The sequence below is a fragment of the Mesorhizobium sp. genome (genome assembly GCF_024509055.1).
GTDB lineage: Bacteria > Pseudomonadota > Alphaproteobacteria > Rhizobiales > Rhizobiaceae > Mesorhizobium.
On sequence record NZ_JANINM010000075.1, the window covers coordinates 35941 to 60780 of the forward strand.

The 24840-nt window shown below is 63.3% G+C and carries 26 protein-coding genes and 1 pseudogene; 11 read left to right on the top strand and 16 right to left on the bottom strand.

The genetic code is table 11. The features are described from left to right. Nucleotides 1-58: 58 nt before the first annotated feature. Complete coding sequence (locus Q0L57_RS04700; RefSeq protein ID WP_296738790.1) at nucleotides 59-556, top strand: MaoC family dehydratase; 498 nt, start codon at nucleotides 59-61, stop codon at nucleotides 554-556. Between the two features lie 149 nt (nucleotides 557-705). Here the strand turns inward: Q0L57_RS04700 and Q0L57_RS04705 are convergent, their stop codons facing one another. Beyond that, complete coding sequence (locus tag Q0L57_RS04705) at nucleotides 706-2124, bottom strand: PLP-dependent aminotransferase family protein (protein WP_296738792.1); 1419 nt, start codon at nucleotides 2122-2124, stop codon at nucleotides 706-708. 102 nt (nucleotides 2125-2226) lie between these two features. Between Q0L57_RS04705 and Q0L57_RS04710 the strand changes: the two genes are divergently transcribed. After that, nucleotides 2227-3090: a DMT family transporter gene (locus Q0L57_RS04710; RefSeq protein ID WP_296738795.1), complete on the top strand. Its 864-nt coding sequence runs from the start codon at nucleotides 2227-2229 to the stop codon at nucleotides 3088-3090. 22 nt (nucleotides 3091-3112) lie between these two features. On the opposite strand, the gene Q0L57_RS04715 is transcribed toward Q0L57_RS04710, so the two are convergent. The 3 genes from Q0L57_RS04715 to Q0L57_RS04725 form a co-directional block, all read right to left on the bottom strand. Further along, the gene (locus Q0L57_RS04715; protein ID WP_296738797.1) at nucleotides 3113-3685 is read right to left on the bottom strand and encodes a hypothetical protein; all 573 of its coding nucleotides are present in this window, start codon (nucleotides 3683-3685) and stop codon (nucleotides 3113-3115) included. Nucleotides 3686-3783: 98 nt separating this feature from the next. Further along, a complete protein-coding gene (locus tag Q0L57_RS04720) occupies nucleotides 3784-4824 on the bottom strand; it encodes a zinc-dependent alcohol dehydrogenase family protein (protein WP_296738799.1) in 1041 nt (346 codons plus the stop codon). Nucleotides 4825-4930: 106 nt separating this feature from the next. Next, nucleotides 4931-5389, bottom strand: coding sequence for a helix-turn-helix domain-containing protein (locus tag Q0L57_RS04725; RefSeq protein ID WP_296738802.1), 459 nt, complete (start codon nucleotides 5387-5389; stop codon nucleotides 4931-4933). A 93-nt stretch (nucleotides 5390-5482) separates the two neighbouring features. Between Q0L57_RS04725 and Q0L57_RS04730 the strand changes: the two genes are divergently transcribed. Beyond that, nucleotides 5483-6712: an MFS transporter gene (locus Q0L57_RS04730; RefSeq protein WP_296738805.1), complete on the top strand. Its 1230-nt coding sequence runs from the start codon at nucleotides 5483-5485 to the stop codon at nucleotides 6710-6712. Between the two features lie 3 nt (nucleotides 6713-6715). Here Q0L57_RS04730 and maiA read toward each other — a convergent pair whose 3' ends face one another. Both maiA and Q0L57_RS04740 read right to left on the bottom strand, forming a co-directional pair. After that, nucleotides 6716-7366 (bottom strand): maleylacetoacetate isomerase, encoded by a 651-nt coding sequence (maiA, locus tag Q0L57_RS04735; RefSeq protein ID WP_296738808.1) that lies wholly within the window; start codon nucleotides 7364-7366, stop codon nucleotides 6716-6718. Beyond that, nucleotides 7363-8061, bottom strand: a complete 699-nt coding sequence (locus Q0L57_RS04740) for a fumarylacetoacetate hydrolase family protein (RefSeq protein ID WP_296738810.1) — start codon at nucleotides 8059-8061, stop codon at nucleotides 7363-7365. Before Q0L57_RS04740 ends, maiA begins: the two co-directional genes overlap by 4 nt. 203 nt (nucleotides 8062-8264) lie before the next feature. Between Q0L57_RS04740 and Q0L57_RS04745 the strand changes: the two genes are divergently transcribed. Continuing rightward, entirely contained in the window at nucleotides 8265-8948 is a 684-nt protein-coding gene (locus Q0L57_RS04745) for a response regulator transcription factor (RefSeq protein ID WP_296738813.1), read from the top strand. Nucleotides 8949-9013: 65 nt separating this feature from the next. On the opposite strand, the gene Q0L57_RS04750 is transcribed toward Q0L57_RS04745, so the two are convergent. The 3 genes from Q0L57_RS04750 to Q0L57_RS04760 are packed head-to-tail and all read right to left on the bottom strand — an operon-like array spanning nucleotide 9014 to nucleotide 12064. Beyond that, nucleotides 9014-9484, bottom strand: coding sequence for a hypothetical protein (locus Q0L57_RS04750; RefSeq protein WP_296738815.1), 471 nt, complete (start codon nucleotides 9482-9484; stop codon nucleotides 9014-9016). 16 nt (nucleotides 9485-9500) lie between these two features. Next, on the bottom strand, nucleotides 9501-10841 hold the full coding sequence (locus Q0L57_RS04755) for a hybrid sensor histidine kinase/response regulator (RefSeq protein ID WP_296738817.1): 1341 nt from the start codon (nucleotides 10839-10841) through the stop codon (nucleotides 9501-9503). 8 nt (nucleotides 10842-10849) lie between these two features. Further along, a complete protein-coding gene (locus Q0L57_RS04760) occupies nucleotides 10850-12064 on the bottom strand; it encodes an FIST signal transduction protein (RefSeq protein ID WP_296738820.1) in 1215 nt (404 codons plus the stop codon). Nucleotides 12065-12275: 211 nt separating this feature from the next. On the opposite strand from Q0L57_RS04760, the gene Q0L57_RS04765 reads away from it, so the two are divergent. From Q0L57_RS04765 to Q0L57_RS04780, 4 genes are all read left to right on the top strand, one after another. Further along, nucleotides 12276-12773, top strand: a complete 498-nt coding sequence (locus tag Q0L57_RS04765; RefSeq protein WP_296738823.1) for a (2Fe-2S)-binding protein — start codon at nucleotides 12276-12278, stop codon at nucleotides 12771-12773. A gap of 98 nt (nucleotides 12774-12871) precedes the next feature. Continuing rightward, entirely contained in the window at nucleotides 12872-15220 is a 2349-nt protein-coding gene (locus Q0L57_RS04770; protein ID WP_296738826.1) for a xanthine dehydrogenase family protein molybdopterin-binding subunit, read from the top strand. 12 nt (nucleotides 15221-15232) lie between these two features. Then, the gene (locus Q0L57_RS04775; protein ID WP_296738829.1) at nucleotides 15233-16030 is read left to right on the top strand and encodes a xanthine dehydrogenase family protein subunit M; all 798 of its coding nucleotides are present in this window, start codon (nucleotides 15233-15235) and stop codon (nucleotides 16028-16030) included. Between the two features lie 208 nt (nucleotides 16031-16238). Beyond that, nucleotides 16239-17261 carry an acyltransferase gene (locus Q0L57_RS04780; RefSeq protein ID WP_296738832.1) on the top strand — a complete coding sequence of 341 codons (1023 nt, stop codon included), beginning with the start codon at nucleotides 16239-16241 and terminating at the stop codon, nucleotides 17259-17261. Nucleotides 17262-17263: 2 nt separating this feature from the next. Here Q0L57_RS04780 and Q0L57_RS04785 read toward each other — a convergent pair whose 3' ends face one another. The 3 genes from Q0L57_RS04785 to Q0L57_RS04795 all read right to left on the bottom strand — a co-directional run bounded on the left by Q0L57_RS04785 (nucleotide 17264) and on the right by Q0L57_RS04795 (nucleotide 19063). Then, nucleotides 17264-17740: an SRPBCC family protein gene (locus Q0L57_RS04785; protein ID WP_296738835.1), complete on the bottom strand. Its 477-nt coding sequence runs from the start codon at nucleotides 17738-17740 to the stop codon at nucleotides 17264-17266. Nucleotides 17741-17813: 73 nt separating this feature from the next. Continuing rightward, the gene (locus tag Q0L57_RS04790; protein ID WP_296738838.1) at nucleotides 17814-18308 is read right to left on the bottom strand and encodes a GNAT family N-acetyltransferase; all 495 of its coding nucleotides are present in this window, start codon (nucleotides 18306-18308) and stop codon (nucleotides 17814-17816) included. After that, nucleotides 18308-19063 carry a copper homeostasis protein CutC gene (locus Q0L57_RS04795; protein WP_296738841.1) on the bottom strand — a complete coding sequence of 252 codons (756 nt, stop codon included), beginning with the start codon at nucleotides 19061-19063 and terminating at the stop codon, nucleotides 18308-18310. The genes Q0L57_RS04790 and Q0L57_RS04795 overlap by 1 nt, the downstream gene beginning before the upstream one ends. A 193-nt stretch (nucleotides 19064-19256) precedes the next feature. Between Q0L57_RS04795 and Q0L57_RS04800 the strand changes: the two are divergent. The 3 genes and pseudogenes from Q0L57_RS04800 to Q0L57_RS04810 all read left to right on the top strand — a co-directional run. After that, nucleotides 19257-19523 (top strand): annotated as a pseudogene (locus Q0L57_RS04800) (SRPBCC domain-containing protein); the annotation flags it as partial. Nucleotides 19524-19556: 33 nt separating this feature from the next. Next, the gene (locus tag Q0L57_RS04805) at nucleotides 19557-20012 is read left to right on the top strand and encodes an SRPBCC domain-containing protein (RefSeq protein WP_296738856.1); all 456 of its coding nucleotides are present in this window, start codon (nucleotides 19557-19559) and stop codon (nucleotides 20010-20012) included. Between the two features lie 112 nt (nucleotides 20013-20124). Beyond that, nucleotides 20125-20580, top strand: coding sequence for a carboxymuconolactone decarboxylase family protein (locus tag Q0L57_RS04810; protein WP_296738842.1), 456 nt, complete (start codon nucleotides 20125-20127; stop codon nucleotides 20578-20580). 63 nt (nucleotides 20581-20643) lie between these two features. Here Q0L57_RS04810 and Q0L57_RS04815 read toward each other — a convergent pair whose 3' ends face one another. From Q0L57_RS04815 to Q0L57_RS04830, 4 genes are all read right to left on the bottom strand, one after another. After that, nucleotides 20644-21075 (bottom strand): cupin domain-containing protein, encoded by a 432-nt coding sequence (locus tag Q0L57_RS04815; RefSeq protein ID WP_296738844.1) that lies wholly within the window; start codon nucleotides 21073-21075, stop codon nucleotides 20644-20646. A 69-nt stretch (nucleotides 21076-21144) separates the two neighbouring features. Continuing rightward, on the bottom strand, nucleotides 21145-22743 hold the full coding sequence (locus Q0L57_RS04820; RefSeq protein ID WP_296738846.1) for a DHA2 family efflux MFS transporter permease subunit: 1599 nt from the start codon (nucleotides 22741-22743) through the stop codon (nucleotides 21145-21147). Next, on the bottom strand, nucleotides 22740-23735 hold the full coding sequence (locus Q0L57_RS04825) for an HlyD family secretion protein (RefSeq protein WP_296738849.1): 996 nt from the start codon (nucleotides 23733-23735) through the stop codon (nucleotides 22740-22742). Before Q0L57_RS04825 ends, Q0L57_RS04820 begins: the two co-directional genes overlap by 4 nt. A gap of 489 nt (nucleotides 23736-24224) precedes the next feature. After that, complete coding sequence (locus tag Q0L57_RS04830) at nucleotides 24225-24494, bottom strand: hypothetical protein (RefSeq protein WP_296738851.1); 270 nt, start codon at nucleotides 24492-24494, stop codon at nucleotides 24225-24227. Between the last annotated feature and the right edge of the window lie 346 nt (nucleotides 24495-24840).

Below are 24840 nucleotides of genomic sequence, written 5' to 3' on the forward strand. Positions count from 1 at the left end.
TGACATTAGCCGCCGGTTCGTGGTCGGGAGACGGTCAGGAGTCACCGGGAAAGCAGGAATGACGGAAACACGGCCGAAAAAGCCGCCGACTTTCGAGCAGTTGAGGACAATGTCCGGGCAGGAGCTTGGCGTGTCGGACTGGACGACGGTCGACCAGCGGCGCATCGACCAGTTCGCCGAATGCACCGGCGATCACCAGTGGATCCATGTCGATACGGAGCGCGCCAGAAGGCAGAGCCCGTTCCGCACGACGATCGCGCATGGCTATCTGACCCTGTCGATCATCGGAGCGCTGGCGCTCGAAATGGGCATCGTGCCGGAAAACACGCAAGCCGCCTTCAACTTCGGCTTCGACAAGGTGCGCTTCCTTTCGCCAGTAAAGGCCGGCGCGCGAATCAGGTTGCGCACGACCCTGCTGTCGATGGAGGACCGCGGCCCCGGCCAGTATCTGATGAAGGCCGCGAACACCGTCGAGATCGAGGGCGAGCAGAAGCCGGCGCTTACGGCCGAGACGCTGGTGATGATGTATGAGCGCCGTAAACGGGCAGGCGCTTAGGGTCCGCCGATATTCAGGTGAGGCCTTCCTGCAAACGATGGCTTCCTGCGCTTCCGGTGCTCACGTACCAGAAGTACGCTCCGCTCCGGTTCTCGGAAACCACCGTCTTCGACTCGGCCTGACCTGAATCTCGACAGACCCAAACGCTGTTATCCAGCCTTGCCGGGAGAGGCGACCATCGCTCTTTCCAGCACCCTGAAGATGCGCTCGTCCGCGCATTGGGCGACGTTGAAGCGCATGAAACGGCCGGCGGTGAGCGACAGGCTGAAGGCATTGCCGGGGGCGAGCACGACATTGTCCGCCAGGGCGCGGCGCGCGACATCGGCGGCCTCGATGCCATCCGGCAGGCGGCACCACAGGAACATGCCCGTGGGCTGGTCGATCCAGGGGGCGATATCCAGCGATTTCAGCCGGTCAGCGGTTTCGGCCATTGCACGCGACAGCCGCGCGCGCAGTTGCTCGACATGCTTGCGGTAGCTGCCGTCCTTGAGCAGGGATAGCACCAACTCGGATGAGAGATGGCCGCCGCCGAATGAGGTGGCGATCTTGAGATCGGTCAGTCCTTCCATCCAGTCGCGAGGCGCGGCGATGAAACCGCAACGCACCGAAGCCGACAGCGTCTTGGAGAAGGAGCCGATCTGGACGACGCGGCCGAGACCGTCGAAAGCGGCCAGCCTGGGCGCGGGCGAATGCTCGAAATCGGCGAAGATGTCATCCTCGATGATGGCGAGGTCCGATTGATCGGCGAGCTTCAGCAGCCGGTGAGCTACGACGGGCGAGAGCACCGCGCCTGTCGGATTGTGGAGTGCGGAGTTGGTGATGTAGAGGCGCGGCCGGTGCTCGGCCAGCGCCTGCGCGAACAGGTCGACATCGGGTCCTGATGGCGTGACGGGCACGCCGACCACCTTTGCCTGATGCGCGCGCAAAAGCGCATGGAAGTTGAAGTAGCAGGGGTCGTCGACCAGCACAGTGTCGCCAGGTTCGAGCAGGAAGCGGCAGAGAAGGTCGATCGCCTGCGTACCGGATTCGGTGAGCATGATCTGGTCCGGCGAGGCCTCGACGCCATGTGCCGACAGGCGGCGGGCAAGCAGTTGCCGCAGCGCCGGCAAACCCAGCGGCGTGCCGTAGTCGGCGAGCGCCTCGTCGGTCGCGCGCGCAGCGCTGCGCAAGGCGCGGCGCAGGGCCGCCTGCGGCATCCAGGACGCGGGCAGCCAGCCACAGCCGGGCTTCAGCATGTCGCTGCCGGCCTCGAGCGACTGCCGCGAGACCCAGAGCGGATCGACGGCGCGATCCAACTGCGGCCCGATCTCCGCCAGCGACAGCGGCGCGAGCGGCCCGGCGGCGTAGAAACCGGAACCCGGTCGCGAGCGGATAGTGCCTTCCGCCGCGAGGCGCTCGTAGGCTTCTACCACCGTCGACTTCGACACCTGCATTGTTGCGGCGAAGGCGCGGATCGAGGGCAGGCGTGCGCCGGGCGTCAGGGCGCGGGCGGCGATCCGCTGCCGGATGGCTGACATGACGGCCTCGACGAGCGTCCCGCTGCCGGTATTTGGGTCGGGATTGTCCATCTGTACTTCCCTGTTGACCATTACAGTTTTGCGCAATTGTACCGCATTGTCTCTAGCAATGTCACGCACCGTGCGGGTACGGAAGAGCAAACGGAGCGGAAGATGGACAAGAGTTTGAACGGCTGGCTGAACGGCTTTATTGGCGTGCTGATCTTCAGCGGCTCCCTGCCGGCGACGCGCGTGGCGGTCATGGATTTCAACCCGACCTTCCTTACCTCGGCCCGCGCGGCGATCGCTGGACTGCTCGGGATTGCGATGCTGCTGCTCTTTCGCGAAAAGCGACCGGACCGAGGCGACCTGATATCGCTGGTCATCGTCGCGCTTGGCGTCGTGGTCGGCTTCCCCCTGCTGACGGCGCTGGCGCTCAAGCATGTCACCTCGGCGCATTCCATCATCTTCGTCGGATTGCTGCCGCTGGCGACGGCGATCTTCGGCGTGCTGCGTGGCGGTGATCGTCCGCGCCTGGCCTTCTGGCTGTTCTCCTGCCTGGGCAGCGCCCTGGTGGCGGGCTTCGCGCTGATGCAGGGCGTGACGGCGTCACCAGTCGGCGACGGCCTGATGCTCGCCGCCATCATCGTCTGCGGGCTGGGCTATGCCGAAGGAGCCAAGCTGTCGCGCAAGCTCGGCGGCTGGCAGGTGATCTGTTGGGCACTGGCGCTGTCACTGCCGATCATGCTGGCACTCAGCGTTGCCACGTTGCCGGCTTCCTTTGCCGGTATAGGCTCCGGCGCCTGGCTCGGTCTCGCTTACGTCTCGCTGTTCAGCATGCTGATCGGTTTCGTGTTCTGGTATCGCGGCCTCGCCGAAGGCGGCATCGCCGCCGTCGGCCAGTTGCAGTTGCTGCAGCCCTTCTTCGGCCTGGCGCTGGCAGCGACGCTGCTGCACGAACAGGTCAGCCCGCTGATGGTAGTGGTGACGCTGGGTGTGGTGGCGTGCGTGTTCGGGGCGAAGAAGTTTGCAAGGTAGGTCTAATGCTGTTGCGGTTTGCTCACTGATGCGGCGGCTTGCCCAAATACACTAAACGGGAGCAATCGGATGTGTCTGCGGCTTTCTCGCGATCCTCGTAGCGCATGACAAATTTGTGCCCGGTCCACTCAAAATCTTGACGTACGCATACCGGGTTTTCGGAAGGCTCTGCCCAGGAAACCCTCATTAAGCGGCTGTCTAGATAGTATTCCAAATCAAGCTGGTAGCCCCCCGGAATCCAAAAGAGTTGACCGGTGCGCAAGTCAATCATCCGAGCGGCAATGCAGGCGTTGCCGCAATTGACTAGGACGACCGCGAAGTGTCCGGCAAAACCAGCGCCGCGCTTCATGGCTTCGCGAATGTCCGGTTTTACGGCGCGCGCCCAGGAATCGTTGGGATGAATCTGGATGTTCCTTGCGGGCTTCCTTTGGAAAACCTTGGCGGGAAAGTCCTCGAAACGCAGATTGGATTCTTTTGTCGCTATCGGCTGATCTGACGTAGAGGCGCCTTGGCTGGGCGTCTTAGGTCCGCTGGGAATGGCACTATCTTCCGCGCGCGCCACCAACGCAGGCCAAAGCAAAAGAAGGCAGGCCAAAAGAGTCTCATCGTTGTCCTTGACAATCGATGCATATATTCAATCTAAGATTGAATTATCGCGTCATGGTTGTAAAGATATTTTTTCGATAACGCCTACTAAAACTTCGTCACCACCCCGATGCCAATGCCCTCAAACCCGCCCATGGCCATCAGCGCGGCCGGCGCCTCCTCGAGGCTGATCTTCTTACCGACCAGCAGTTCGGGTTTGAGCTTGCCGGTGCGGATCATCTCCATCATGGCGGTATAGCGATAGGCCTGCATGCCGTGGCTGCCTAGGATTTCGAGCTCGAAGGCGATCACCTTGTCCATCGGCACCTGCGGGCGGGCATGCTCGCCGAGCATCAGCCCCACCTGAACGTGGCGGCCGCGGCGGCGCAGATTGGAAATCGAGTTGAAGCTGGTGGTCGGGTGGCCGAGCGCGTCCATCGACATATGCGCGCCGCCGTTGGTGATCTGCTTGACCGCCTTGACGACGTTCGACGTTGTCGAGGCGTTGATAGTCGCCACGGCGCCGATCTTCCTGGCGAATTCCAGCTTCTCGTCGGTCAAGTCGATGGCAATGACATTGGCGCCCATGGCGCTGGCGATCATGATGGCCGACAGGCCGACACCGCCGCAGCCATGCACCGCCACCCATTCGCCCGGCGTGACCCGGCCCTGGTCAACGATGGCGCGGAAGGAGGTGACGAAGCGGCAGCCGAGGCTGGCGGCGGTGGCGTATTCCATTTCCTCCGGCAGGCGCACCAGATTGGTGTCGGCATGCTCGATGCCGACATATTCCGCGAAGGAGCCCCAGCCGGTGAAGCCCGGCTGCGTCTGGTGCTCGCAGACCTGATGGTTGCCCGAGGTGCATTCAAAGCAGCGGCCGCAACCGACCGCGAACGGCACGGTGACGCGGTCGCCGGCTTTCCAGCGGCTCACCTGCTTGCCGGCGGCGACGACGACGCCGGCCAGCTCATGGCCCGGGACATGGGGCAGGGTGATGCCGTCATCGTGACCCATCCAGCCGTGCCAGTCACTACGGCAGAGGCCGGTCGCCTCGACCTTGATCACCACGCCATCCGCCGCCGGCTTCGGATCGGGCACGGTCTGGATCTTCGGTGCCTCGCCGAATTTTTCGAACACAACAGCTTTCATCGGCACGCTCCCAACGGTGGTCCATTTTTGGCCGACGATAGCCGATTCCGCCGTCGGTTGACCGGAAATCGATTCTGCCAGTGCAGGCAACAGCCAGGCCGTTCAGCTATTCCGGCTGCTGGCGGAAATCGGCCAGCCGCGTTTCGCCGGGCGCAAGCAGGCGTCCGTCCTCCGCATGCACTTCCAATCGCCTTATCGGTTTGCCGCTCCGTGTGTCGACCATGAAGGTGTACGGCTCGCCCGGCCCGGAGAAATAGGTTTCGCCCCATTGGCGAAGGGCCACAAGGACATAGAACAGACCACGCCCTTTGTCGGTCAGCACATATTCATGATGCGCGCTGCCGTCCGGCGCCGGAACGGTTTCGAGAATGCCGTGCGCGACGAGATTGCGCAGCCGCGCCGACAGGATGTTCTTCGCCACGCCGAGGCTTTTCTGGAATTCGCCGAAACGCCGCATGCCGTCGAAGGCGTCACGCACGATGAGCAGCGACCACCAGTCGCCGATCGCGTCCAGCGGTCGGGCGATGAGGCAATCCGCGCTCTGATGGCTCGTCCGTTTAACCATGCAATTCGTCCAGACTTCCGATTTCTGGTTGCAAGATAAAACTCACCGCTCTATTTCGCAATGGTTTCAATTTGAAACCGAATGGAGGGCAAGATGAACCTGCAACTGCGAGGCAGCGACCTGCGGCGTGTCGCGGAAGATCTGGCGGACAAGGGCAGGAAGGGACTGCCGCGCCTCACCGCGCTCATCTTTGCGGTTGCCTGCGGCTTGAGCGTCGCCAATGTCTATTTCGCGCATCCGCTGCTCGATGCCATCGCGCGCGACTTTGCCATTGACCCGGCCTCGGTGGGCATCGTGGTGACGGTAACCCAGATCGGCTATGCGCTCGGCCTGTTCTTCATCGTGCCGCTCGGCGACCTTTTCGACCGTCGCAAGCTGGTTGCAACCCAGGCGGCGCTTTCGGCCCTGGCGCTTGTCGTTGTCGGCCTTTCGCCCGGTGCCGCCGTGCTGCTCGCCAGCCTCGCGGCAGTTGGCCTGCTCGCGGTGGTCGTGCAGGTGCTGGTTGCCTATGCCGCGGACCTGGCGCCGCCGGCGGAGCGGGGACGGGCGGTCGGCACCGTCACCAGCGGCGTCATCCTCGGCGTCCTGCTTGCGCGTTTCGTTTCGGGGCTGGTCGCCGATTTCGCCGGCTGGCGCTCCGTCTATCTCGTCTCTGCGGGGCTGACGCTGGTGATGGCGGCGATCCTGTTGCGGGTGCTACCGCCTCACGAGGCAGCGCGGCCGCGGACATCCTATGTGCGTCTTCTGGGTTCGGTGCTGCGTCTGTTTGTAGATGAACCGCTGCTCCGGGTGCGCGCGGTGCTTGCCATGTTGATCTTCGCCAGTTTCAACGTGCTCTGGGCGCCGCTGGTTCTGCCGTTGGCAGCGCCGCCCTTTTCGCTCTCGCATACCGAGATCGGGCTGTTCGGCCTGGCCGGCGTCGTCGGCGCGCTTGGCGCACGTCCGGCCGGCATGCTCGCCGATCGCGGTCGCGGCCAATTGGTGACCGGTCTCAGCCTTCTACTGATGGCTGCTGCCTGGCTGCCGGTCGCCTTCATGGGCACGTCGCTTTGGCTGCTGGTGCTTGGCATCGTTATGCTCGATCTTGCCATCCAGGCCGTGCATGTCACCAATCAAAGCCTGATCTTCGCGCGCCGGCCGGACGCGCGTAGCCGGCTCGTCGGCGGCTACATGGTGTTCTATTCGCTGGGCAGCGCGCTGGGCTCGATCGCCTCGACCATGATCTATGGCGCCTGGGGCTGGACCGGCGTGTGCCTGCTTGGCGCCGGCATCGGCCTGGCGGCGCTGGCGTTCTGGGCGGCGACGGTGCGAGTAGGGCGCTAGATGCTATTCCGCATCGATCTGATTCTGAGGGGCTGCCTTCTGGAAGGCGGGCAGCGCCATGCAGGCGGCGTGGATTCGCGAGATCAACGGGTAAGGCGCCATGTCGACGCCGAAGCGGGCGTTGTTGGTGACCTGGGCGGCAAGGCAGATGTCGGCCAGCCCCGGCGTGTCACCGTGGCAGAAGGCACCGGTGTCGGGCGACGAAGCCAGAATCTTCTCAAGCGGTTTGAAACCCTCGTTCACCCAGTGCCGGAACCAGTTGGCTACATCCTCGTCGCTGGCGCCGAACAAGGTGCGAAGCGAGGTCAGCACTCGCAGGTTGTTCACGGGGTGGATGTCGCAGGCGATCATCTGCGCCAGCATGCGGACACGGGCACGTCCAAGCGGATCGTTCGGCAGCAGCGGCGGTTCAGGCTGGATCTCGTCGAGATATTCGACGATCGCCAGCGACTGGGTCAAAAGCGTGCCGTCGTCCAGCACGAGGGCCGGCACAAGACCTTGCGGGTTGACCGCGAGATAGGCGGGCTCGAGATGCTCGCCGTGGCGCAGGTGGTGCGGCACATAGGTGTAGTCCAGCCCCTTCATCGCCAGCGCGATCCGCACCCGATAGGAGGTGGAGGAGCGATAGTAGTTGTGGAGAACGAGATCGCTCATGCCCTTGGCTGCCCGATGGTCACTTCGATCGTACCGATGCCGTCGACGCCGCCGGTGATCCTGTCGCCGGCCTGGACCGCGCCGACACCCGCGGGCGTGCCGGTGAAGATCAGGTCGCCGGGCTGAAGCTCGACCGCCTCGCTGCAGATCGCGACGATGTCGGCGACCGGCCAGATCAGCTCGGCGAGGTCGCCCTCCTGCCTGGTCTCGCCGTTGACGGCGAGCCAGATACGGCCCTTGCCGGGATGGCCCGACTTTGCGGCAGGCAGCAATGGCCCGCAGGGCGCCGAGAGGTCGAACGCCTTCGACCAGTCCCAGGGGCGGGCCGCCTTCTTCGCCTGATCCTGCAAGTCGCGGCGGGTAAGGTCGATGCCGACGCCATAGCCCCAGACATGGGACAGCGCGTGTTCGCGCGGTATCCGGAAGCCGGCTTTGCCGATGGCGACGACGAGTTCGATCTCGTGATGCAGGTTCGAAGTCAAAGGCGGGTAGGGGATTTCCGAACCGGTATCGACCACGGCGTCGGCCGGCTTGGTGAAGAAGAAAGGCGGGTCGCGCTCGTCATTGCCAAGCTCACGCGCATGCGCGGCATAATTGCGCCCGACGCAAAAGATGCGGCGCACAGCAAAGCGTTCCGTCGAGCCGGCGATGGCTACCGAGGCGATCGCCGGCGGCGCAAGGACGAATTCTGTCATCGATGGTCTCTGCGTGGGTATGGATCGGTTGCACATTCGGCCGATTTCGCCAGGCGGGCAAGGCATTAAGCCCGCGAAACCTTGGGCCTTCCTTTTTGACGACGAGCCGGCCTCCGGGCGATGTACTATTTGGCAATAATCTGGACATCTTCAGGAGACTATCCTCTGGTCACCGAAACCGAACCGATGCCCGAACCTCAGCAATGACCTCAGCCAGCGACCGCGCCCGCTTCCTGATCATCGACGACCACCCGCTGTTCCGCGAGGCGCTGCACAGCGCCGTGCAGATGGCCTATCCGGATGTCGACACCGTCGAGGCACGCTCGATCGCGGAGGCGATCGAGCTTCTCGCCGGCGCGAAGCCGTTCGACCTGGCGCTGCTCGATCTGAGCATGCCCGACGTGCACGGTTTCGAGGGGCTGCTGCAGCTCAGGACCCGCTATCCGCGCCTGCCCGTGGTAATCGTATCGGGCTATGAGGAGCCGAAGATCATTTCCGAGGCGCTGTCCTACGGCGCGGCAGGCTTCATTCCGAAATCGGCGCGGAAAAGCGATCTGGCCGCCGCCATCCGCTCGGTGATGGACGGCGCCGTTTACGTCCCGGAAAACTACGAAGGCCAGCCGCCGGACCCCGACAGTACCGACCGCGCCGACATGGTGCAGCGCCTCGCGAGGCTGACACCGCAGCAGTTAAGGGTCCTGCAGATGCTGCGACAGGGCATGCTCAACAAGCAGATCGCCTATGAGCTGCAGGTGGGCGAGACGACGGTGAAGGCACATGTCTCGGAGATTTTGCGCAAGCTCAATGTGTATAGCCGCACGCAGGCTGTGATCGAGGTGTCGAAGCTGGACAATGCGGAGCTGTTTCGCGATCAGGCGGGGTTTTGAGGGAACTTGCTCGCTCGGCGACCAGACTATATTCCACCGTAATTCTGCTGTCTTTGTGGTCCTGATTAGGTGATAACAATTTCAGCCGGCAGCTTTACAAACAGCTTTCTACCGATAACATCCTTGATATGGTTATGATCTAGCGGCAGGTCGCCAGTCTCATAACCGCCTTTTATAACTTTTAATCCATCGGTGCCAACTGTAACTAGGAAGATGGAAAAAGCATTAAGTAAAACCCCCGCTTTGTCCCGAAACAGCTCCTTCCCCAATATCGGGACTAGCGAGTAGAATTCGTCATAGGATATGTGGCCGTCGTCCGTTTGAAGCCAATCTAATTCTGATGATATTTTCCACCAGCCATTGATTCTTTCAATTGAAATAGCAAGGGATCCGAAAATCATCAAATCGCTCGCTAGCCTTGCAATTAGATTTTCCGGAACATACTTTTCTCCGATATATATCCTTGGATTGCTGGCTATATGCCCTAACGCGTCCGTTAATATTTTCAAATCAGATTCTGCATACGATTCGTTCACCGAACGGCTCCGCTTCCTAAGCCAGCAAATGCGCCAGCAGCGCTCTTAGCTGCGCCGGTTTCAGCGGTTTGCGCATCAATTCGATGCCAGCGGCGCGGGCCGCTTTGGCGACGGGTTCCGAGCCGTCGGCGGTGACGATCAGGGCAGGGACCGGCCGGCCGAGATAGTCGCGCACTTCGGCGATCGTGGCGGTGCCTAGGTCGCCGCCGTCGAGATGCTGGTCGGCGATGACGATGTCGGGCACCCAGTCGGTGTCGCCGAGCAGGTCGAGGGCGTCGTCGGTCGAGGTCGCGGCGCGGACCAGGCACTGCCAGCGCTCAAGCAGCGAGGTCATGGCGCCGAGCACGTCGACATCGTTCTCGACCAGCAGCACCTTGGTGCCGAACAGGCCGTAGCCGCGCGGCCGCTCCATGTCGGCGGCGCCTGCCGTCGGCTCGGCCGCCGCGCTCATGCCGACAGGCACATCGATGTGGAAGATGGTGCCGCGCCCGACCCTGGAGGAAAAGGTGACGGGATGCCCGAGCGCCGCCGCCATGCGGCGCACGATCGCCAGGCCGAGGCCCAGCCCACCCGCCAGCCTGCCCTCGGCAAGGGTAGAGGTGCCGCGATGGAACTCCTCGAACACCGCTTCGCGCTGGTCGTCGGGGATGCCGCAGCCGGTGTCGGCGACATCGATGCGGATGGTGTCGCCGCGATGCCTGGTGCCGACCAGCACGCCACCCGAGCGTGTGTAGCGCAGTGCGTTGGAGAGGATGTTCTGCAGGATGCGGCGCAACAGCGTGCGGTCGGAGCGCACGACGACGTTGACCGGCCGGAATTTCAGCGACAGCCCTTTCTTCTGCGCCTCGGGCAGGAAGTCGGAGCGCAGCGAGGAAAACAGTGCCTCCAGGCTGACGTCGCCAATCTCGGGCTGCACCACGCCGGCGTCGAGCTTGGAGATGTCGAGCAGCGTGCGCAGCAGGTCTTCCATCGTCTCCAGCGAGCGCTCGACCTGGCGGACAAGTTTCTTGCCTTCCTCGCTGGTCTGCACCTCGGCCAGCGCCGAGACCGACAGATGCGCGGCATTCAGTGGCTGCAGCACGTCGTGGCTGGCGGCGGCGAGGAATCTGGTCTTGGAGAGGTTCGCCTGCTCCGCCGTTTCCTTGGCCGCGACGAGATCGATGTTCGACTGCTCGAGCCGGCGCAAGGTGGCATGCAGTTCCTCGGTGCGCGTGCGCACCCGGTTCTCCAGCGAAATCGCCGTCTGGAACAGCGAGAAGGCATTGCCCTGCTGGTCCATCGAGCGCTCGACACGGCTGACGAGGGCGGCGTTGATCTTCTTCAGTTTGTTGAGGTCGTCGATGTCGCGAAGCGGCATGGCCGTCCTCACTCCGCCGCTTGCCGCTCGCCGAAGGCGATGCCGGTAAAGGTCTGATTGAGGTGCATCGAGCGGTACTGCTCGCCATAGGTGCCGAAGCCGATGACGTTGTTGGTCCGGTAGAGCTCGGAGATGTCGCGGAAGACCTGGCGGTTGCGCGCGTCGAGCCGGCGCAGCACGCAGTCGAAGCCGAGCACCATGTCGATGCCGCCGAGCTTGCGCTCGACATCCTGCAGCGCCGTACGCGTCGCCTCCACCATGTTCTTGGGCTGGGCGATCGAGAGAACGACGCCGTCGTCTATGGCGCAGAAGAATGACAGCGAGCCGTCGGGGTGCATGCGCTGGATCGAGCGGCAGTAATATTCGCCACCGACCTTCACCACCACGGGGTGCGAAGCGAAGCTCAGCGGCGTCAGCGTCTGCGGCACGATGCCGACGGAAGCGGCATATTCTTCCGCTGCGTTGGTGGCGTTGAATTCGCGCACGATACGATGATCAGGATCCGACGCTGTGACGACGAGTTTCTCGTCGGTGGGGATGAAATTGTCGGTCTTGAAGACATGGAAGGGAATTTCTGTCGCGATGAGCACGATGATGGCGCTGTCGGAAGCGACCCGGCCGTTGGAGATCAGCCTGGTGGTCTCGAATTTCAGGTCGTCGCCAGCCGAGCCGCCGATTAGCGGAATGTCGTCCAGTCCCCAATGGATGGCCGAGGTGACCGCTTCCTCGGCATAGGAGAGGCCGTCGATGAAACAGAGCGCAAAGGTGCTTGTGGACCGTCCGGCACGGCCGCGCAGCAGGCGCCGCAGCGCCGCGACCTCACCGGTGATCCTGTCCATGCCAGAAGAGGACAGGTTTTCGACCATGGTGCTTACGGTCGAAAACGACGCCGACGGCAAAAGCAGGGCGAGGATATGCCCCTCCTCAAGTCCCTGCGGGGTGATCTCGCCGGCCGTCGAGCATCCGGCATAGCCGAGCGAAGGCGCGTGCGTTTTCAGCGCCAGCGAAAGTGCTGCCGCGTCGACGAGGCTTTGAGAAAAGAAGAGCAATGCGAAGCCGGCGTCGATGGCGGCTGCTTCCGTGGCGATGGCGCGGGCAAAGCCATTCGGGTCGGCCTCGTCGGTCGTAAGCGCCGAGAGGCCGCATGCGTAGCGCGTGCTCGAACTGGCCAGGTACCCGTCTCCCGCATTTCCTCCAACGCTGTTCTTATGCGTGTCGGGCACGCTCGCGTTGCCGGCATCTTTGCCCTCAATCCGTGATTTGGCAATGGGCCCGACCGGAGCCCGTAAAGCACATTGCCCATGACCGAAAGTACAATGGAAGCGGCGCTGGCCGCACTGTTTTGCCCGTTGTACGGTGTGAGAATAACGCACTGCCGAAGCATCAGCACGGCATCGGCAAAGCGATGACCAAGGTTCCACCCAGGGAGGTTGCATGTCGGAAGTGTCGTTGACTGTGAATGGCAGGCGGGTCAGCGGGAACGCCGAGGACCGAACGCTGCTGGTGCATTTCCTCAGAGAAAATCTCGGCCTGACAGGGACACATGTCGGTTGCGATACTTCGCAATGCGGCGCCTGCGTCGTCCATGTCGACGGCAGGGCGGTGAAATCCTGTTCGATGCTGGCCGTACAGGCCTCGGGATCCACGGTCGTCACCATCGAAGGCCTGGCGAACGGCGCCGACCTGCATCCGGTGCAGGCAGCGTTCAAGGAACATCACGGCCTGCAATGCGGCTTCTGCACGCCGGGGATGATCATGACGGCGACCGACATGATCGCACGCCACCCCGAGGGCCTGGACGAGGCGACCGTGCGCGCCGAACTGGACGGCAATATCTGCCGCTGCACCGGCTACCACAACATCGTCAAGGCGATCCTGGCCGCATCGGAAGCGATGAAGGGGTCGAAGGGCAAGGCGAAGCAGGCGGCTTAGGGGAGTAAGCCGGCAAGGGAGTAGGTGAAGAAAACGCCGATCTCCCAGCTGCACTACTCCCTGACTGCCCCACTCCCCTAAATTCCGGAGGAAATCCTATGGGTATCGAAGGTGTCGGCGCTCGTGTGGCGCGCAAGGAAGACAAAAGGTTCATCACCGGCGGCGGCCGCTATGTCGACGACATGGTGGTTCCGGGGATGAAGCATGCGGTGTTCGTGCGCAGCCCGCACGCGCATGCCGAAATCAAGAAGATCGACGTCAAGAAGGCGCAGGCAATGCCAGGCGTCATCGGCGTCCTGAGCGGCAAAGAGCTCAAGGCCGACGGCATCGGCAACCTGATCTGCGGCTGGATGATCCATTCCAAGGACGGCTCGCCGATGAAGATGGGCGCCTGGTCGCCCTTAGCCGTCGACAAGGTTCGCTATGTCGGCGACGCCGTCGTCATCGTGGTCGCCGACACCAAGGGCCAGGCGCGCGACGCGGCGGAAGCGGTCGAGGTCACCTACAAGGAACTCAAAGCGGTGGTCGAGGCCACCAAGGCGCTCGAAAAGGGGGCGCCGCAAGTCCATCCCGAGGCCGAGAACAATCTGATCTTCGACTGGGAGATCGGCGACGGCAAGGCGACCGACGCGGCGATCCAGTCGGCGGCGCATGTCACGCGCATGAAGATCGTCAACAACCGGCTGGTGCCGAACGCGATGGAGCCGCGGGCAGCGCTTGGTCACTACGACAAGGCGGAAGATCACTTCACCTGCTGGACGACGTCGCAGAATCCGCATCTCGCACGACTGGTGATGAGCGCCTTCTACAACGTCGCCCCGGAGAATAAGCTGCGGGTCATCGCGCCCGATGTCGGCGGCGGCTTCGGCTCTAAGATCTACATCTATCCGGAAGAGATCGTCTGCCTGTGGGCGTCGAAGAAGACCGGCGTGCCGGTCAAATGGGTTGCGGACCGGACCGAGAGCTTCCTTTCCGACGCACATGGCCGCGACCATGTCTCGACGGTGGAAATGGCGTTCGACAAGGACAACCGCATCACTGGCCTCAAGGTCGACACGATAGCCAATCTCGGCGCCTATATGTCGCTGTTCTCGTCCTGCGTGCCGACCTATCTCTACGCCACGCTTCTGTCGGGGCAGTACAACATCCCGGCGATCCACGCCAATGTGCGCACCGTCTACACGAATACCGCCCCTGTCGATGCCTATCGCGGGGCAGGGCGACCGGAAGCGACCTACCTTCTGGAACGCACGATGGAGGCGGCCGCGCGCGAGCTTGGCGTATCGCCGGCCGAACTGAGGCGCAGGAACTTCATCACGTCGTTCCCGCACCAGACGCCCGTCATCATGAACTATGACGCGGGCGATTATGGCGCCTCGCTGGACGCGGCGATGAAGGCCGCCGACTATGCCGGGTTCGCCAAGCGCAAGGCCGATGCCGGCAAACAAGGCAAGCTGCGCGGCATTGGTATGAGCTGTTATATCGAGGCTTGCGGCATCGCGCCGTCGGCGGCGGTCGGCTCGCTCGGCGCCGGCGTCGGTCTCTGGGAATCGGCGGAAGTCCGCGTCAATGCCGTCGGCACGATCGAGGTGCTGACCGGCTCGCACAGCCACGGCCAGGGCCATGAGACGACCTTCGCGCAACTGGTCAACCAGCGCTTCGGCGTGCCGATCGACTCGGTCTCGATCGTCCATGGCGACACCGACAAGGTGCAGATGGGCATGGGCACCTACGGGTCGCGCTCGGGCGCCGTCGGCATGTCGGCCGTCGCGAAGGCGCTCGACAAGGTCGAGGCGAAGGCCAAGAAGATCGCCGCGCACCTGCTCGAGGCCGACGAGGGTGACGTCGTCATCGAGAACGGCGAGGTGAAGGTGGCGGGCACGGATAAGAGCCTGCCGTGGTTCCAGGTCGCGCTGGCAGCCTATACCGCCCACAACCTGCCGGCCGGCATGGAGCCCGGCCTGAAGGAAACTGCCTTCTACGATCCTGCCAACTTCACCTTCCCTGCGGGCTGCTACATCTGCGAGGTCGAGATCGATCCCGAGACCGGCGTGACGGAGATCGTCCAGTTCGTCGCGGCGGACGATTTCGGCAACATCATCAATCCGATGATCGTCGAGGGGCAGGTGCATGGCGGCATCGCGCAGGGCATCGGGCAGGCATTGCTCGAAGGCGCCCATTACGACTCGAGCGGCCAGCTGCTGACTGCAAGCTACATGGACTACACCATGCCGCGCGCAGATGACCTGCCGTCGTTCAGGGTCTCGACCTCGAACACGCCTTGCCCAAGCAACCCGCTCGGCATCAAGGGCTGCGGCGAGGCGGGCGCGATCGGCTCGCCCCCGGCGGTGATCAACGCGATCACCGATGCGATCGGCATCGCCGACATCGCCATGCCGGCGTCGCCGTCGACCGTCTGGTCGGCGATCCGCGCCAAGAAGCATTGAGGAGGAGCGAACATGTATTCGGTCAACTATCACCGCGCCGCTTCGATCGCTGACGCCGCCAAGCTGTTGAAGAACGGCGACGCCAAGCTGCTTTCCGGCGGCATGACGCTGATCCCCGCCATGAAGACGCGGCTGGCCGCGCCTTCGGACGTTGTCGACATCTCACGCCTGAAGGATCTGCAGGGCGTCAAGGTGTCGGGCAATACGGTCACCATCGGCGCGGCGACGACGCATTACGACGTCTCGGTCGACGAGAAGCTGAGGAAAGTCTGTCCGGCGCTTGCCCACATGGCGTCGCTGATCGGCGATCCGGCGGTGCGCCACAAGGGCACGATCGGCGGCTCGGTGGCCAACAACGACCCGGCGGCTGATTATCCCGCGGCTCTGCTGGCGCTGGACGCCACGATCGTCACCAACAAGCGCGAGATTGCCGCCGCTAAATTCTTCAAGGGCCTGTTCGAGACGGCGCTCAAGGATGGCGAGATCATCACGGCGGTGACCTTTACTGCACCTGCCAAGGCGGCTTACGAGAAGTTCCGCAACCCTGCATCGCGCTACGCCATCGTCGGCGTGTTCGTGACCAAGGGCAAGGATGGGGTCAGGGCAGCGGTGACCGGCGCCGGCGACGAAGGCGTCTTCCGCTCGAAGGAGGTCGAGGCAGCACTCACCAAGAACTTCGATGCCTCTGCGCTCGACGGCATCAAAGTGTCGGCGAAGGGCCTGATGAGCGACATGCATGCCTCGGCAGACTACCGCGCCAATCTGATCGCCGTGATGGCCAAGCGCGCGGTGGCCGCAGCCAACGCCTGAACGCTGTTTTGGCGCAAGGGAAGGGGCCGTGTCGGCCCCTTTTTCCTTGCGAGACAACGGTTTGGCGTGCGAGCCACGCTTCGATTTTTGTTTCGCACTTGCACAACTTTATTTCGCACTGCAATATAGCGCCGGGTGGGAATGCGAGCCGGGTTCGGTGCGCGTGTCGCTATCCGTGCCCTTTCGCATCTCATGCGAAAGGATCGGCATGTCCGAGATTTCCGCCACCCAATTGGCCCTTCCCAGGGCCGCCGTCGAAAGCGCATCGCGGGCGAGGCTCGCCTATCTCGACGGCTGGCGCGGCCTGTCGATCGCGCTGGTGTTGATCGGCCATTTCTTTCCGATTCCCGGCATCAATCTCGGGGTCCTGGGCGTCGAATTCTTCTTCGTGCTCAGCGGCCGGTTGATGGGCGAGATCCTGTTCATCGAGCGCTTTCCGCTGAAGAAGTTCTTCAAGCGCCGCTTCTCGCGGATCTATCCGGCGCTGCTGGTATTCGTCGTTGCGGCCATGATTGGGCTTGCCGGCACCTTCATCGCCTTCAAATGGAAAGCGGCGCTTACGGCGCTGACATTCACCTACAACTATGCGGGCGCCCTAGTCACCCGCGCCGGCGCGCTCGACCACATCTGGTCGCTTTGCGTGGAGGAACATTCATACATCCTCTTGGCGCTGATCAGCGTGGTGGTTTCCGGGCGCGCGAATGTGGTGCGCCTGCTGCTTGCCCTGTCGCTGCTCGCGATGGCTAACGGCGCCATCTCCTACTCAGTGCTCGGCATGGGCTACGAAACCAGTTACTGGCGCACCGACGTGCACATAGCCTCGATCCTGGTGTCGACCTCGATCTGCCTGCTCAAGGCCGATGGCAGGCTGCCGGACTTCCTGAAAAGCCCGCATTTCGCACTTGCGGCCGCCGCGGGCGGGGTGCTGCTGTTCCTCGATCCGGTGCCGACCCCGTTGCACTATATACTGGGCGTGCCGTTGCTGGCGCTTGCCGTCAACACGCTTGATTTCGCCGGCGGGTACCTGATCGGGGTCTTGTCAACGAGACCGATGGTGATCCTGGGGCTCTGGTCCTACTCGCTCTATCTCTGGCAGCAGCCCTTCTACAAATTCGTCGACGAGAAGGGCAGCGCGGCGGTGCCGATGCTGGCCGCGGTCTTCGCCTGCGCCTTGGCGAGCTACTACATCGTCGAGAAGCCGGCGCGCGGCTGGCTGAACCGCAACTGGTGAATTCAGGCGTTGCCGCGTCGTTGCGCGGCGAGATAGCGGCGAAGCCCGGCTTCGCCGCGCGGCGTGGTCCAGCGATGGAAGGCAGGCCTCAGCAGCGGCGCCAGGAATTTGAGGATCGGTCTCTCCACGATCACCTGCCAGGTGAGCGCCACATGCGTGCCGGTGCCGGATGGCGACAGCTCTGCCCGCCACAGTCCGTCGAAATCGCCAAAAGTCTTCACCACCACAAGTCTGCCGGGTTCCAGTTCGGCGGCCTCGATGATGAAGTTCAGCTCATAGGGCAGGGCGCCGCGCGCCCGCGCTCTCGCCCGCGAACCGACGACGCCCTTGCCTTTCCTGTCGAGCGGTTCGACTTCCTTGTAGGCGTCGCCCCACCAGAGCGGCAGCAGCTCGGCATCGGACAACACGTCCCACACTTCCTGCGGCGTCCCTTCCGGGATGTCCCAGCTTTCGTCGAAGCGGAAGACGTTGCTAGGCATGCTGCTCCCCCAGCCAGCGGAACAGATATATTAGCTTCAGCTTGTTTTTGTGGCCAGCAGCGGCGAAGGCGGCTTAGTCGACGATCGGCCTCGCATAATAGCGGACCGCTTTCTCGCCGCCATGGATCACGGCATCGCCGACCTCGGCGAAGCCCAGCGCAGCATGGAACGCGTCCGAGGCTGGGTTGGGCGGATCGGCGTTCACCTCGCAGGTCACTATTGTGTAGCCAGCCTGCAGGACCTGCGCGAACAGATCCTCATAAAGTCGGCGAGCATGGCCGCGGCCGCGCGCCGCGGCTGAGACCACCACCCGGTCGACATAGACGAATCGCGGATAGCGCTGACGGAACCAGAGGAAGTTGGGGCTGTCGTAGCGGGCGTCCTGATCGAAGCACATGATGAACGCCTCGATCTGGCCGATACGGCGCGTGTAGAACGCTTCGCGGATCAGAAATGACAGCCGCTCCGGCTCCAGCCATGACAATTCGGCCGCATGCTCGTTGTTGAGAACGAGAATGGCAGCCTCGTCGGTGGGCGAGACGCGTTCGATAGGCAGCAACTCCCGCATCAGGCCCTCGCAGCCGCAATGGTAGCCGCCACCAGGGATTCGTCCGTCACCGTGTTGCGGTACTCCCGGTCGAGATCGGTGCCGCCCATGCCGACATTCGGGTTGCGGTAGCGCATGGCGCTCGGGACGTCGGCAAGCGCGGCGAAATGCATTTCGGTCAGGCCGGTGCGCCTGCGCACTTCGCCGATGTTATCGGGCGCCAGCCCGCCGCAACCCAGGATGATGATGCGCTCGCCGGCCTGGCGAATGAGCTGCGCCAGAAGCTCGACGCCTTCAACGGCGGTGTCGCGCTGGCCGCTGGTCAGCACGCGGCCCACCTTGCAGCGGATCAGCGCTTCGAGCGCCTCGGTGGGGTCGCGCGTCATGTCGAAGGCGCGGTGGCAAGTGACATTGAGCGGGCCGGCCGCTTGCACCAGCGCGCTCATCCGCTCCTCGTCGATGGCGCCGTCGGTCGTCAGGCAGCCGACGACGACGCCGGCCACGCCGAGTTCGCGAAGGGCTTCGACATCGGCGAGCATCGAGCGATACTCGGGCTCGCTGTAGAGGAAGTCGCCGCCGCGCGGGCGTACGATGACATGGAAGGGAATGCTGGCGCTTTGTAGCGCTGCGCGCACGGTGCCAAGGCTCGGTGTGATGCCGCCCTCGACGAGGCTGGCGCAAAGCTCGACCCGGTCGGCGCCGGCGGCTTGCGCCGCAAGCAGTCCGTCGATGCCTTCGACACAGATTTCGATCAGGGGTTTTGGCGCGTCGGTCACCAGTGTTCATCCATGCTTGAAGATATGGGCAGCCCTAGCATCGGTGCGATTGCCGGGGAAGCCGCAACCATCGGTCCAGCCCAAGTCGTGGCCGCTGTTTCCAACCCCGCACACAGAATTCTCGTTGACATCAATAACTCGATGGTTATAGATAACACATAGCTGATGAGTTATAGATCTGGGAAGCAAGGCAGTGCCGGGTAAGGATGACGAAGAGGACCGGGCGCATAGTGATCGCGCCATCGAAGGCAGGGTTCTCATTGTCGAGCCAAACAAAAGCCTGTCCTACAGTCTCGATGCATCGGTGGCGCATGGCTTCAGGACCATCGTCACCTGGACGCTGACACCGAGCCAGGGCGGCACACATCTGCGCATGGAGCAGTCGGGCTTCCGGCCGCAAGACGAGCGGGATTACCAGAATGCCAGCGCGGGCTGGCCGCGGCATTTCACCGGGCTGGCGAACCTACTGGAAAGACTGGAAAAGGAGCATGCCATGGATCACAGCGCCGAAGAACCGGTAGCGGGCGAAACGAAATCGATCGTCGTCGAGCGGGTCATCCCGCACGCCGCCGAAAAGGTGTGGCGGGCGCTGACCGTGCCACATCTGGTGGCCGAGTGGCTGATGGAGAACGACTTCCAACCGGTCCAGGGCCATCGCTTCACCTTCCGCGCGAAGCCGATTCCAGGCTGGTCCGGCGTGGTCAACTGCGAGGTGCTGAAGGTCGAGCCGCCGCGTCTCCTTGCCTACAGCTGGGGTAACGGCAGCGAATCCGATAGCGGCCTGAAGACCATCGTCACATGGTCGCTGACGCCGGAAGGGACGGCCACACGGGTCCGCATGGAACAGGCTGGCTTCAGGCCCCAGGACGAGCCCGGTTACAAAGGCATGGGCGGCGGCTGGCCACGAATCCTGGAGCGGCTTGAACAGGTCGCGGCCGGGCAGGGCTGACCTCCCGGAGGTGCTGCCGAGACGGCACGCAAGCTGATCAATACCCAACGGGGTTAGAACCCTGATGCACACGCATCAAGGGCCGAGAAGGCATGTCGAAAGGAGACAGATCATGGAAGCGAGATTGAAGAACCCGATAATGCTCATTCCCGGCGCGCTGCAGGCTTTGCTGGCATTGGACAAGTCCACGGAAGCCGCGGACGTGCCATACATCACGCGCAAGCTCATCCATCTGCGCGCCAGCCAGATCAACGCCTGCAGCGTCTGTGTCGACATGCATGCGCGCGAGCTGAAGCAGGCCGGCGAGAAGGACGAGCGCATCTTTGCGCTATCAGCCTGGCGCGAAACCCCCTACTTCAACGGCGCCGAGCGCGCGGCTCTTGCGCTCGCCGAGGCCGCGACGCGGCTGGCCGATCGTTCCAACGCCGTGCCGGACGAAGTCTGGGAGGAGGCCGCCCGCCATTATGACGACAAGGCGCTTGCCGCGCTGGTGATCCAGATCGCGCTGATCAACGCCTTCAACCGCCTCAACGCGACCACGCGGCAGCCGGTGGGCGCCTGGGGTTGAGTATCCGCACCGCAAGGGCGCCGAGGCCGGAGTACCCTAGGCCGAGCCTGGCGATTTCTGCGGCTATTGCTTGAGGATCGTGTTCTTGGCGCCTTTTTCGATCTGGTCGATCACCAGAAGCTTGACCGGGTCGGTGCCGACATTGGTGGCCTGGTGCCATTGGCCGATCATCTCGACGATGAAGTCGCCGGTCTTGTAGGTGGTGCTGACGCCGGTCTCGACATTGGTGACCTTGAGCGTTCCGGCCTCGACATAGGCGTAACGCGGGAAGGGATGCTTGTGGACCGGCAAGGTCGCGCCCGGCGCGATCTGGTAGGACGAAACCTGAACCTCGACATTCTTCTGCGGCAATGTGATCGGCTGCCCGGAGGCTGTGGTCGTCTTCGACGCCAGCGATGTCACGACCACTGGCGTGTTGCTGCTGTCCAGGGCGTTGGCAGCGGTCGCGGAAAGGGCCGCCGTTAGCAGCAATGCGGACGCCAGTATGTATCGCATGGGTTTCCTCCAACTGTCGCCAGCTTGGCGCGGCGGGCGCAGCGGCGCAAGCTTCGGATACAGATTGCGCTAGCGTTTTGTTGACGCCTGCCTGGGCGGCCGGAGCATCAACGCCAATGGCACCAGCAATGCCGTGGCCACCGCGCAATAGAAGAAGACATCGATATAGGCGAGCAGCGAAGCTTGCCGGGCGATCTCTTCTCCGATCCAACCGATGGCTTGCTGTTTGGCTTCTCCGAGCGGCGAGCCCTCCGCGGCGAATTGGTTCGTCACCTGACGAAGCGTGTGCTGGTAGGCTTCGCTCGATTGCGCCGTATGGCTTACCAGCACCGACTGGTGGAACTGGGCATTCTGAGCAATCGCGGTGTTTGAGAGCGACACGCCGATACTGCCGCCAAGGTTGCGGGCGACGTTGATCAGCGCCGATGCCTGGTTGGTCTTTTGGGGCGGGAGGCCGACATAGGCGGCGGTTGAGATCGGGATGAACAGGAACGGCAGTCCAACCATCATGAATATGCGCGCGAAGGCGAAGAAACTGAAGCTGGCATCGGGCGTCAGCGAGGTCATGTGCCAGAGTGCGATAGCGACGGCGGCCATCCCCATCATGATGAGGTACCTTGGCTGAACGACGCCGGATACGAAGCCTGAGATGGGCATCAAAAGCAGCATGGCGACACCGCCGGGCATCATCGACAGGCCAGACAGGGTGGCGGTGTAGTCGAAGGTGGCCTGCTGCAACTGCGGCAGTAATTGCGTGGTGCTGAAGAGCACCGCGCCTACTGCCATCATGACCAGGAACGACATGCCGAACTGCCGGGTGAAAAGCAGCCTGATGTCGACGATCGGATCACGTCGGGTGAATTCCCAGGGGACAAGCAGGAGGAACGAAACCGCCGAAACCGCGGCGAATACCGTTATGAAGGTCGATGCGAACCAGTCGTTGCGCTGGCCCTCGTCGAGAAAGACCTCGAGGCAACCGAGCGCCGTGGCAACCAGGATGAAGCCGATCCAATCGACCTTGAGACCTCCCCGCAGCAGTTCCCGCCGCTCCTGTTCGAGGATGTCGGGCTCCACGACCAGCCACTGGACGAGAGCCACCGAAAGAATGCCGAACGGCACGTTGATGAAGAAGATCCAGTGCCACGAGAAATTGTCCGTCAGCCAGCCGCCGATGGTCGGCCCGACCGTCGGCGCGACGATGACGGCAATGCCGTAGAGGGCGAAGGCCTGCGAACGCTTCTCCGGTGGGAAGGTGTCCGCGAGGATCGACTGCTCGCTTGGCGCCATGCCGCCGCCGCCCAACCCCTGGAGGATGCGGAACACGATCAGCATTTGCAGGTTGGGGGCCAATCCGCACAGCAGCGAGGCGAGCGTGAAGGTCGCCACGCAGAACATGTAGTAACGCTTGCGGCCGATGACGCTGGCCAGCCAGCCGCTGATCGGGATGATGACCGAGTTGGCTACCAGGTAAGTGGTGATCACCCAGGTGCTCTCGTCCACGCCGGCCGCCAGGCTGCCCGCGATGTTGCGCAAGGCGACGTTGGCGATCGAGGTATCGAGGACCAGCATGAAGGTCGCGATCGAAACGACGATGGCAATGAGCCAGGGGTTGCGACCGCCAGCTGCCGACCGGCTTTCGCTGCCATGCGCCTGGGCGTCCCCACTCATCGCACCTTGACCGTCGGCACCACCGACATGCCGGGGCCGAGATAGACGTCGGGCGGCTGGTCGAACACGATCTTGACCGGCACTCGCTGCACGACCTTGACGAAATTGCCGGTCGCGTTCTCGGCCGGCAGCAGGCTGAATGCGGTGCCGCTGCCGGCCTGGATGCTGTCGACATGGCCGTGGAACGTCTTTTCGGGATAGGCGTCGACGGTGATATCGACCGATTGGCCAGGCCGCATCAGATCTAGCTGCGTTTCCTTGAAATTCGCGTTCACCCAGACGTCCTTCGGCACGAACATCATCAGCACTTGGCCCGGTTGCGCATAGGTGCCCTTTGCCGCCGTGATGCTGGTGGCGCGGCCGGCGACCGGAGCCACTATCATCGTGCGGGTGAGCGTGGTCCTGGCCTGGTCCGCGGCGGCCTGCGCCTGCTGAAGTTTGGCTTCGGAGCTTTTGCCCTGGGCCTGCAAGACGGCGATCTGGCTCTTTTCGGCCGAGGCATTGGCCGCGGCGGTGTCCAACGCCGCCTGATCCTGGCGCAAGGTCGACGCCGCCTGTTGGGCCTGTTGTAGGGTTGTCGTGCCCTTTGCCAGCAACTCACGATTGCGCTGGTCCTCGGACTTGGCGAATTCGAGGGCGGCCTGCGCCTGCGCGACCTGCTTCTCGGCGGCATCGATCTTGGCGTTCTGCGCCCCGATCTGTGCCGTCACGTTGGTTATGTCGGCCTGTGCCGACGCCACGCCGGCCTGCGCCTGCTTGAGCGAGGCCTGATAGTCGCTGTCATCGATACGCAAGAGCACGGCGCCGGCTTCGACTGACTGGTTGTCGGTGACGGCCACATCCGTTATGCGGCCGGCGATTTCGGCGCCCACTGTGACGGTGCGCGCGTCGATGAAAGCATCGTCGGTCGACTCATAGTGACGCGCGTTGAGCCACCAGAACACCGCGGCGACCGTGCAAAGCAACACCACGAGAGCGATGATCGCCGTCAAATAGGGATGGTTTCGCACAATGTCGGGCGGCTGTTCGCCGGCGGATCGCTCGTCGATCGGTTTGCCATCGGACGAGTTCGCACCACGATCTTGAACAGGCTCGGAAACGCCCTGCTCACGCTTAGAGGGTTCGGCTTCTCGTTCGGTTCTTTCGAGGTTTGCGTCCAAGGCAACGGCTCCCGGCCTTGTTTCGGCGCGGCAAGCAATTTCAACGGACGCTTTTCGCAAAGGTTCCTGTTGCCGTTGCGACGCTATGGATGCCGAAGCGCGCAAACGCGGGAGGAGATCGCCAAGTTTTGGGGCTAAATCACCTGGGTGACCCTGGCAGGCTGCAATCCAGCAGGCGCGGGGTTCGGGCTCCAATAGGACCGCCGGCGACTCGCGAAATCATCCATGTGCTACCCCAAGCAACCGGCGACTGCCTGGGGTAGGGGTCAAAGCTGATTAGGCGCCAGGGGCTGTCCCGGGCCTAGGCGCTGTGTCGGATTGTTACGACGGCGCCTTGCCGCCATTCTTCTTGCAGGCCGCGCGGAACTTCTCGCGATCCTTGCCGTGAAGCCCCTTCTGGTCCGCAAGCGCTGAGCACTGCTTCGAGATCGAGGTCTTCGCAGGCGACATGGCGGTCTTCGGCTTTGCCGGAGCCGGCGTCGTTGTCGTGGTGGTCGTGGCTGGCGCCGTCGTCGTGGTCTGGGCCAGAGCCCCGCTGGTCACGAACCCGGCGAAAGCCAAAGCGGCGAGAATGCGTGCGGCAGTTTTCATTGCGAACTCCATGAGATGTCCCCCGGGGAGGAACCTATCATCGAGCTAAAGTTCCACCAGATTGGTGGCCGCAGCCTCTGGACACATTCGCGTTACCCGGCGGCGGCGCTCCGCAAGCCGAGCGAACGGAGGACGAGCCAGTCGATCCGGCCTGGCCGCCGCAGCGCTGTCATCGGCGACGATTTGGAGCATGGCGCAGCGGCCTGCGACCTCAGATTCGCGCGGCAGTCCGGGGAAAGCTGCGAGCGCAATCCGCAGCTTGCGAATGACTGTTCGAGTCTTGCTTGAAAAATTTGGCTCCCCGGGCCGGATTCGAACCAGCGACCAACCGGTTAACAGCCGGTTG

Bases quoted from the DNA above. Each gene is read 5' to 3' on its own strand.
- Q0L57_RS04810 (WP_296738842.1), top strand. From the start codon at position 20,125: ATGGAAGCGAGATTGAAGAACCCGATAATGCTCATTCCCGGCGCGCTG.
- Q0L57_RS04785 (WP_296738835.1), bottom strand. From the start codon at position 17,740: ATGCCTAGCAACGTCTTCCGCTTCGACGAAAGCTGGGACATCCCGGAA.
- Q0L57_RS04790 (WP_296738838.1), bottom strand. From the start codon at position 18,308: ATGCGGGAGTTGCTGCCTATCGAACGCGTCTCGCCCACCGACGAGGCT.
- Q0L57_RS04705 (WP_296738792.1), bottom strand. From the start codon at position 2,124: ATGGACAATCCCGACCCAAATACCGGCAGCGGGACGCTCGTCGAGGCC.
- Q0L57_RS04815 (WP_296738844.1), bottom strand. From the start codon at position 21,075: ATGCGATACATACTGGCGTCCGCATTGCTGCTAACGGCGGCCCTTTCC.
- Q0L57_RS04765 (WP_296738823.1), top strand. From the start codon at position 12,276: ATGTCGGAAGTGTCGTTGACTGTGAATGGCAGGCGGGTCAGCGGGAAC.
- Q0L57_RS04700 (WP_296738790.1), top strand. From the start codon at position 59: ATGACGGAAACACGGCCGAAAAAGCCGCCGACTTTCGAGCAGTTGAGG.
- Q0L57_RS04730 (WP_296738805.1), top strand. From the start codon at position 5,483: ATGAACCTGCAACTGCGAGGCAGCGACCTGCGGCGTGTCGCGGAAGAT.
- Q0L57_RS04745 (WP_296738813.1), top strand. From the start codon at position 8,265: ATGACCTCAGCCAGCGACCGCGCCCGCTTCCTGATCATCGACGACCAC.
- Q0L57_RS04830 (WP_296738851.1), bottom strand. From the start codon at position 24,494: ATGAAAACTGCCGCACGCATTCTCGCCGCTTTGGCTTTCGCCGGGTTC.
- Q0L57_RS04755 (WP_296738817.1), bottom strand. From the start codon at position 10,841: ATGCCGCTTCGCGACATCGACGACCTCAACAAACTGAAGAAGATCAAC.
- Q0L57_RS04780 (WP_296738832.1), top strand. From the start codon at position 16,239: ATGTCCGAGATTTCCGCCACCCAATTGGCCCTTCCCAGGGCCGCCGTC.
- Q0L57_RS04725 (WP_296738802.1), bottom strand. From the start codon at position 5,389: ATGGTTAAACGGACGAGCCATCAGAGCGCGGATTGCCTCATCGCCCGA.
- Q0L57_RS04805 (WP_296738856.1), top strand. From the start codon at position 19,557: ATGGATCACAGCGCCGAAGAACCGGTAGCGGGCGAAACGAAATCGATC.
- Q0L57_RS04720 (WP_296738799.1), bottom strand. From the start codon at position 4,824: ATGAAAGCTGTTGTGTTCGAAAAATTCGGCGAGGCACCGAAGATCCAG.
- Q0L57_RS04820 (WP_296738846.1), bottom strand. From the start codon at position 22,743: ATGAGTGGGGACGCCCAGGCGCATGGCAGCGAAAGCCGGTCGGCAGCT.
- Q0L57_RS04710 (WP_296738795.1), top strand. From the start codon at position 2,227: ATGGACAAGAGTTTGAACGGCTGGCTGAACGGCTTTATTGGCGTGCTG.
- Q0L57_RS04740 (WP_296738810.1), bottom strand. From the start codon at position 8,061: ATGACAGAATTCGTCCTTGCGCCGCCGGCGATCGCCTCGGTAGCCATC.
- maiA (WP_296738808.1), bottom strand. From the start codon at position 7,366: ATGAGCGATCTCGTTCTCCACAACTACTATCGCTCCTCCACCTCCTAT.
- Q0L57_RS04775 (WP_296738829.1), top strand. From the start codon at position 15,233: ATGTATTCGGTCAACTATCACCGCGCCGCTTCGATCGCTGACGCCGCC.
- Q0L57_RS04770 (WP_296738826.1), top strand. From the start codon at position 12,872: ATGGGTATCGAAGGTGTCGGCGCTCGTGTGGCGCGCAAGGAAGACAAA.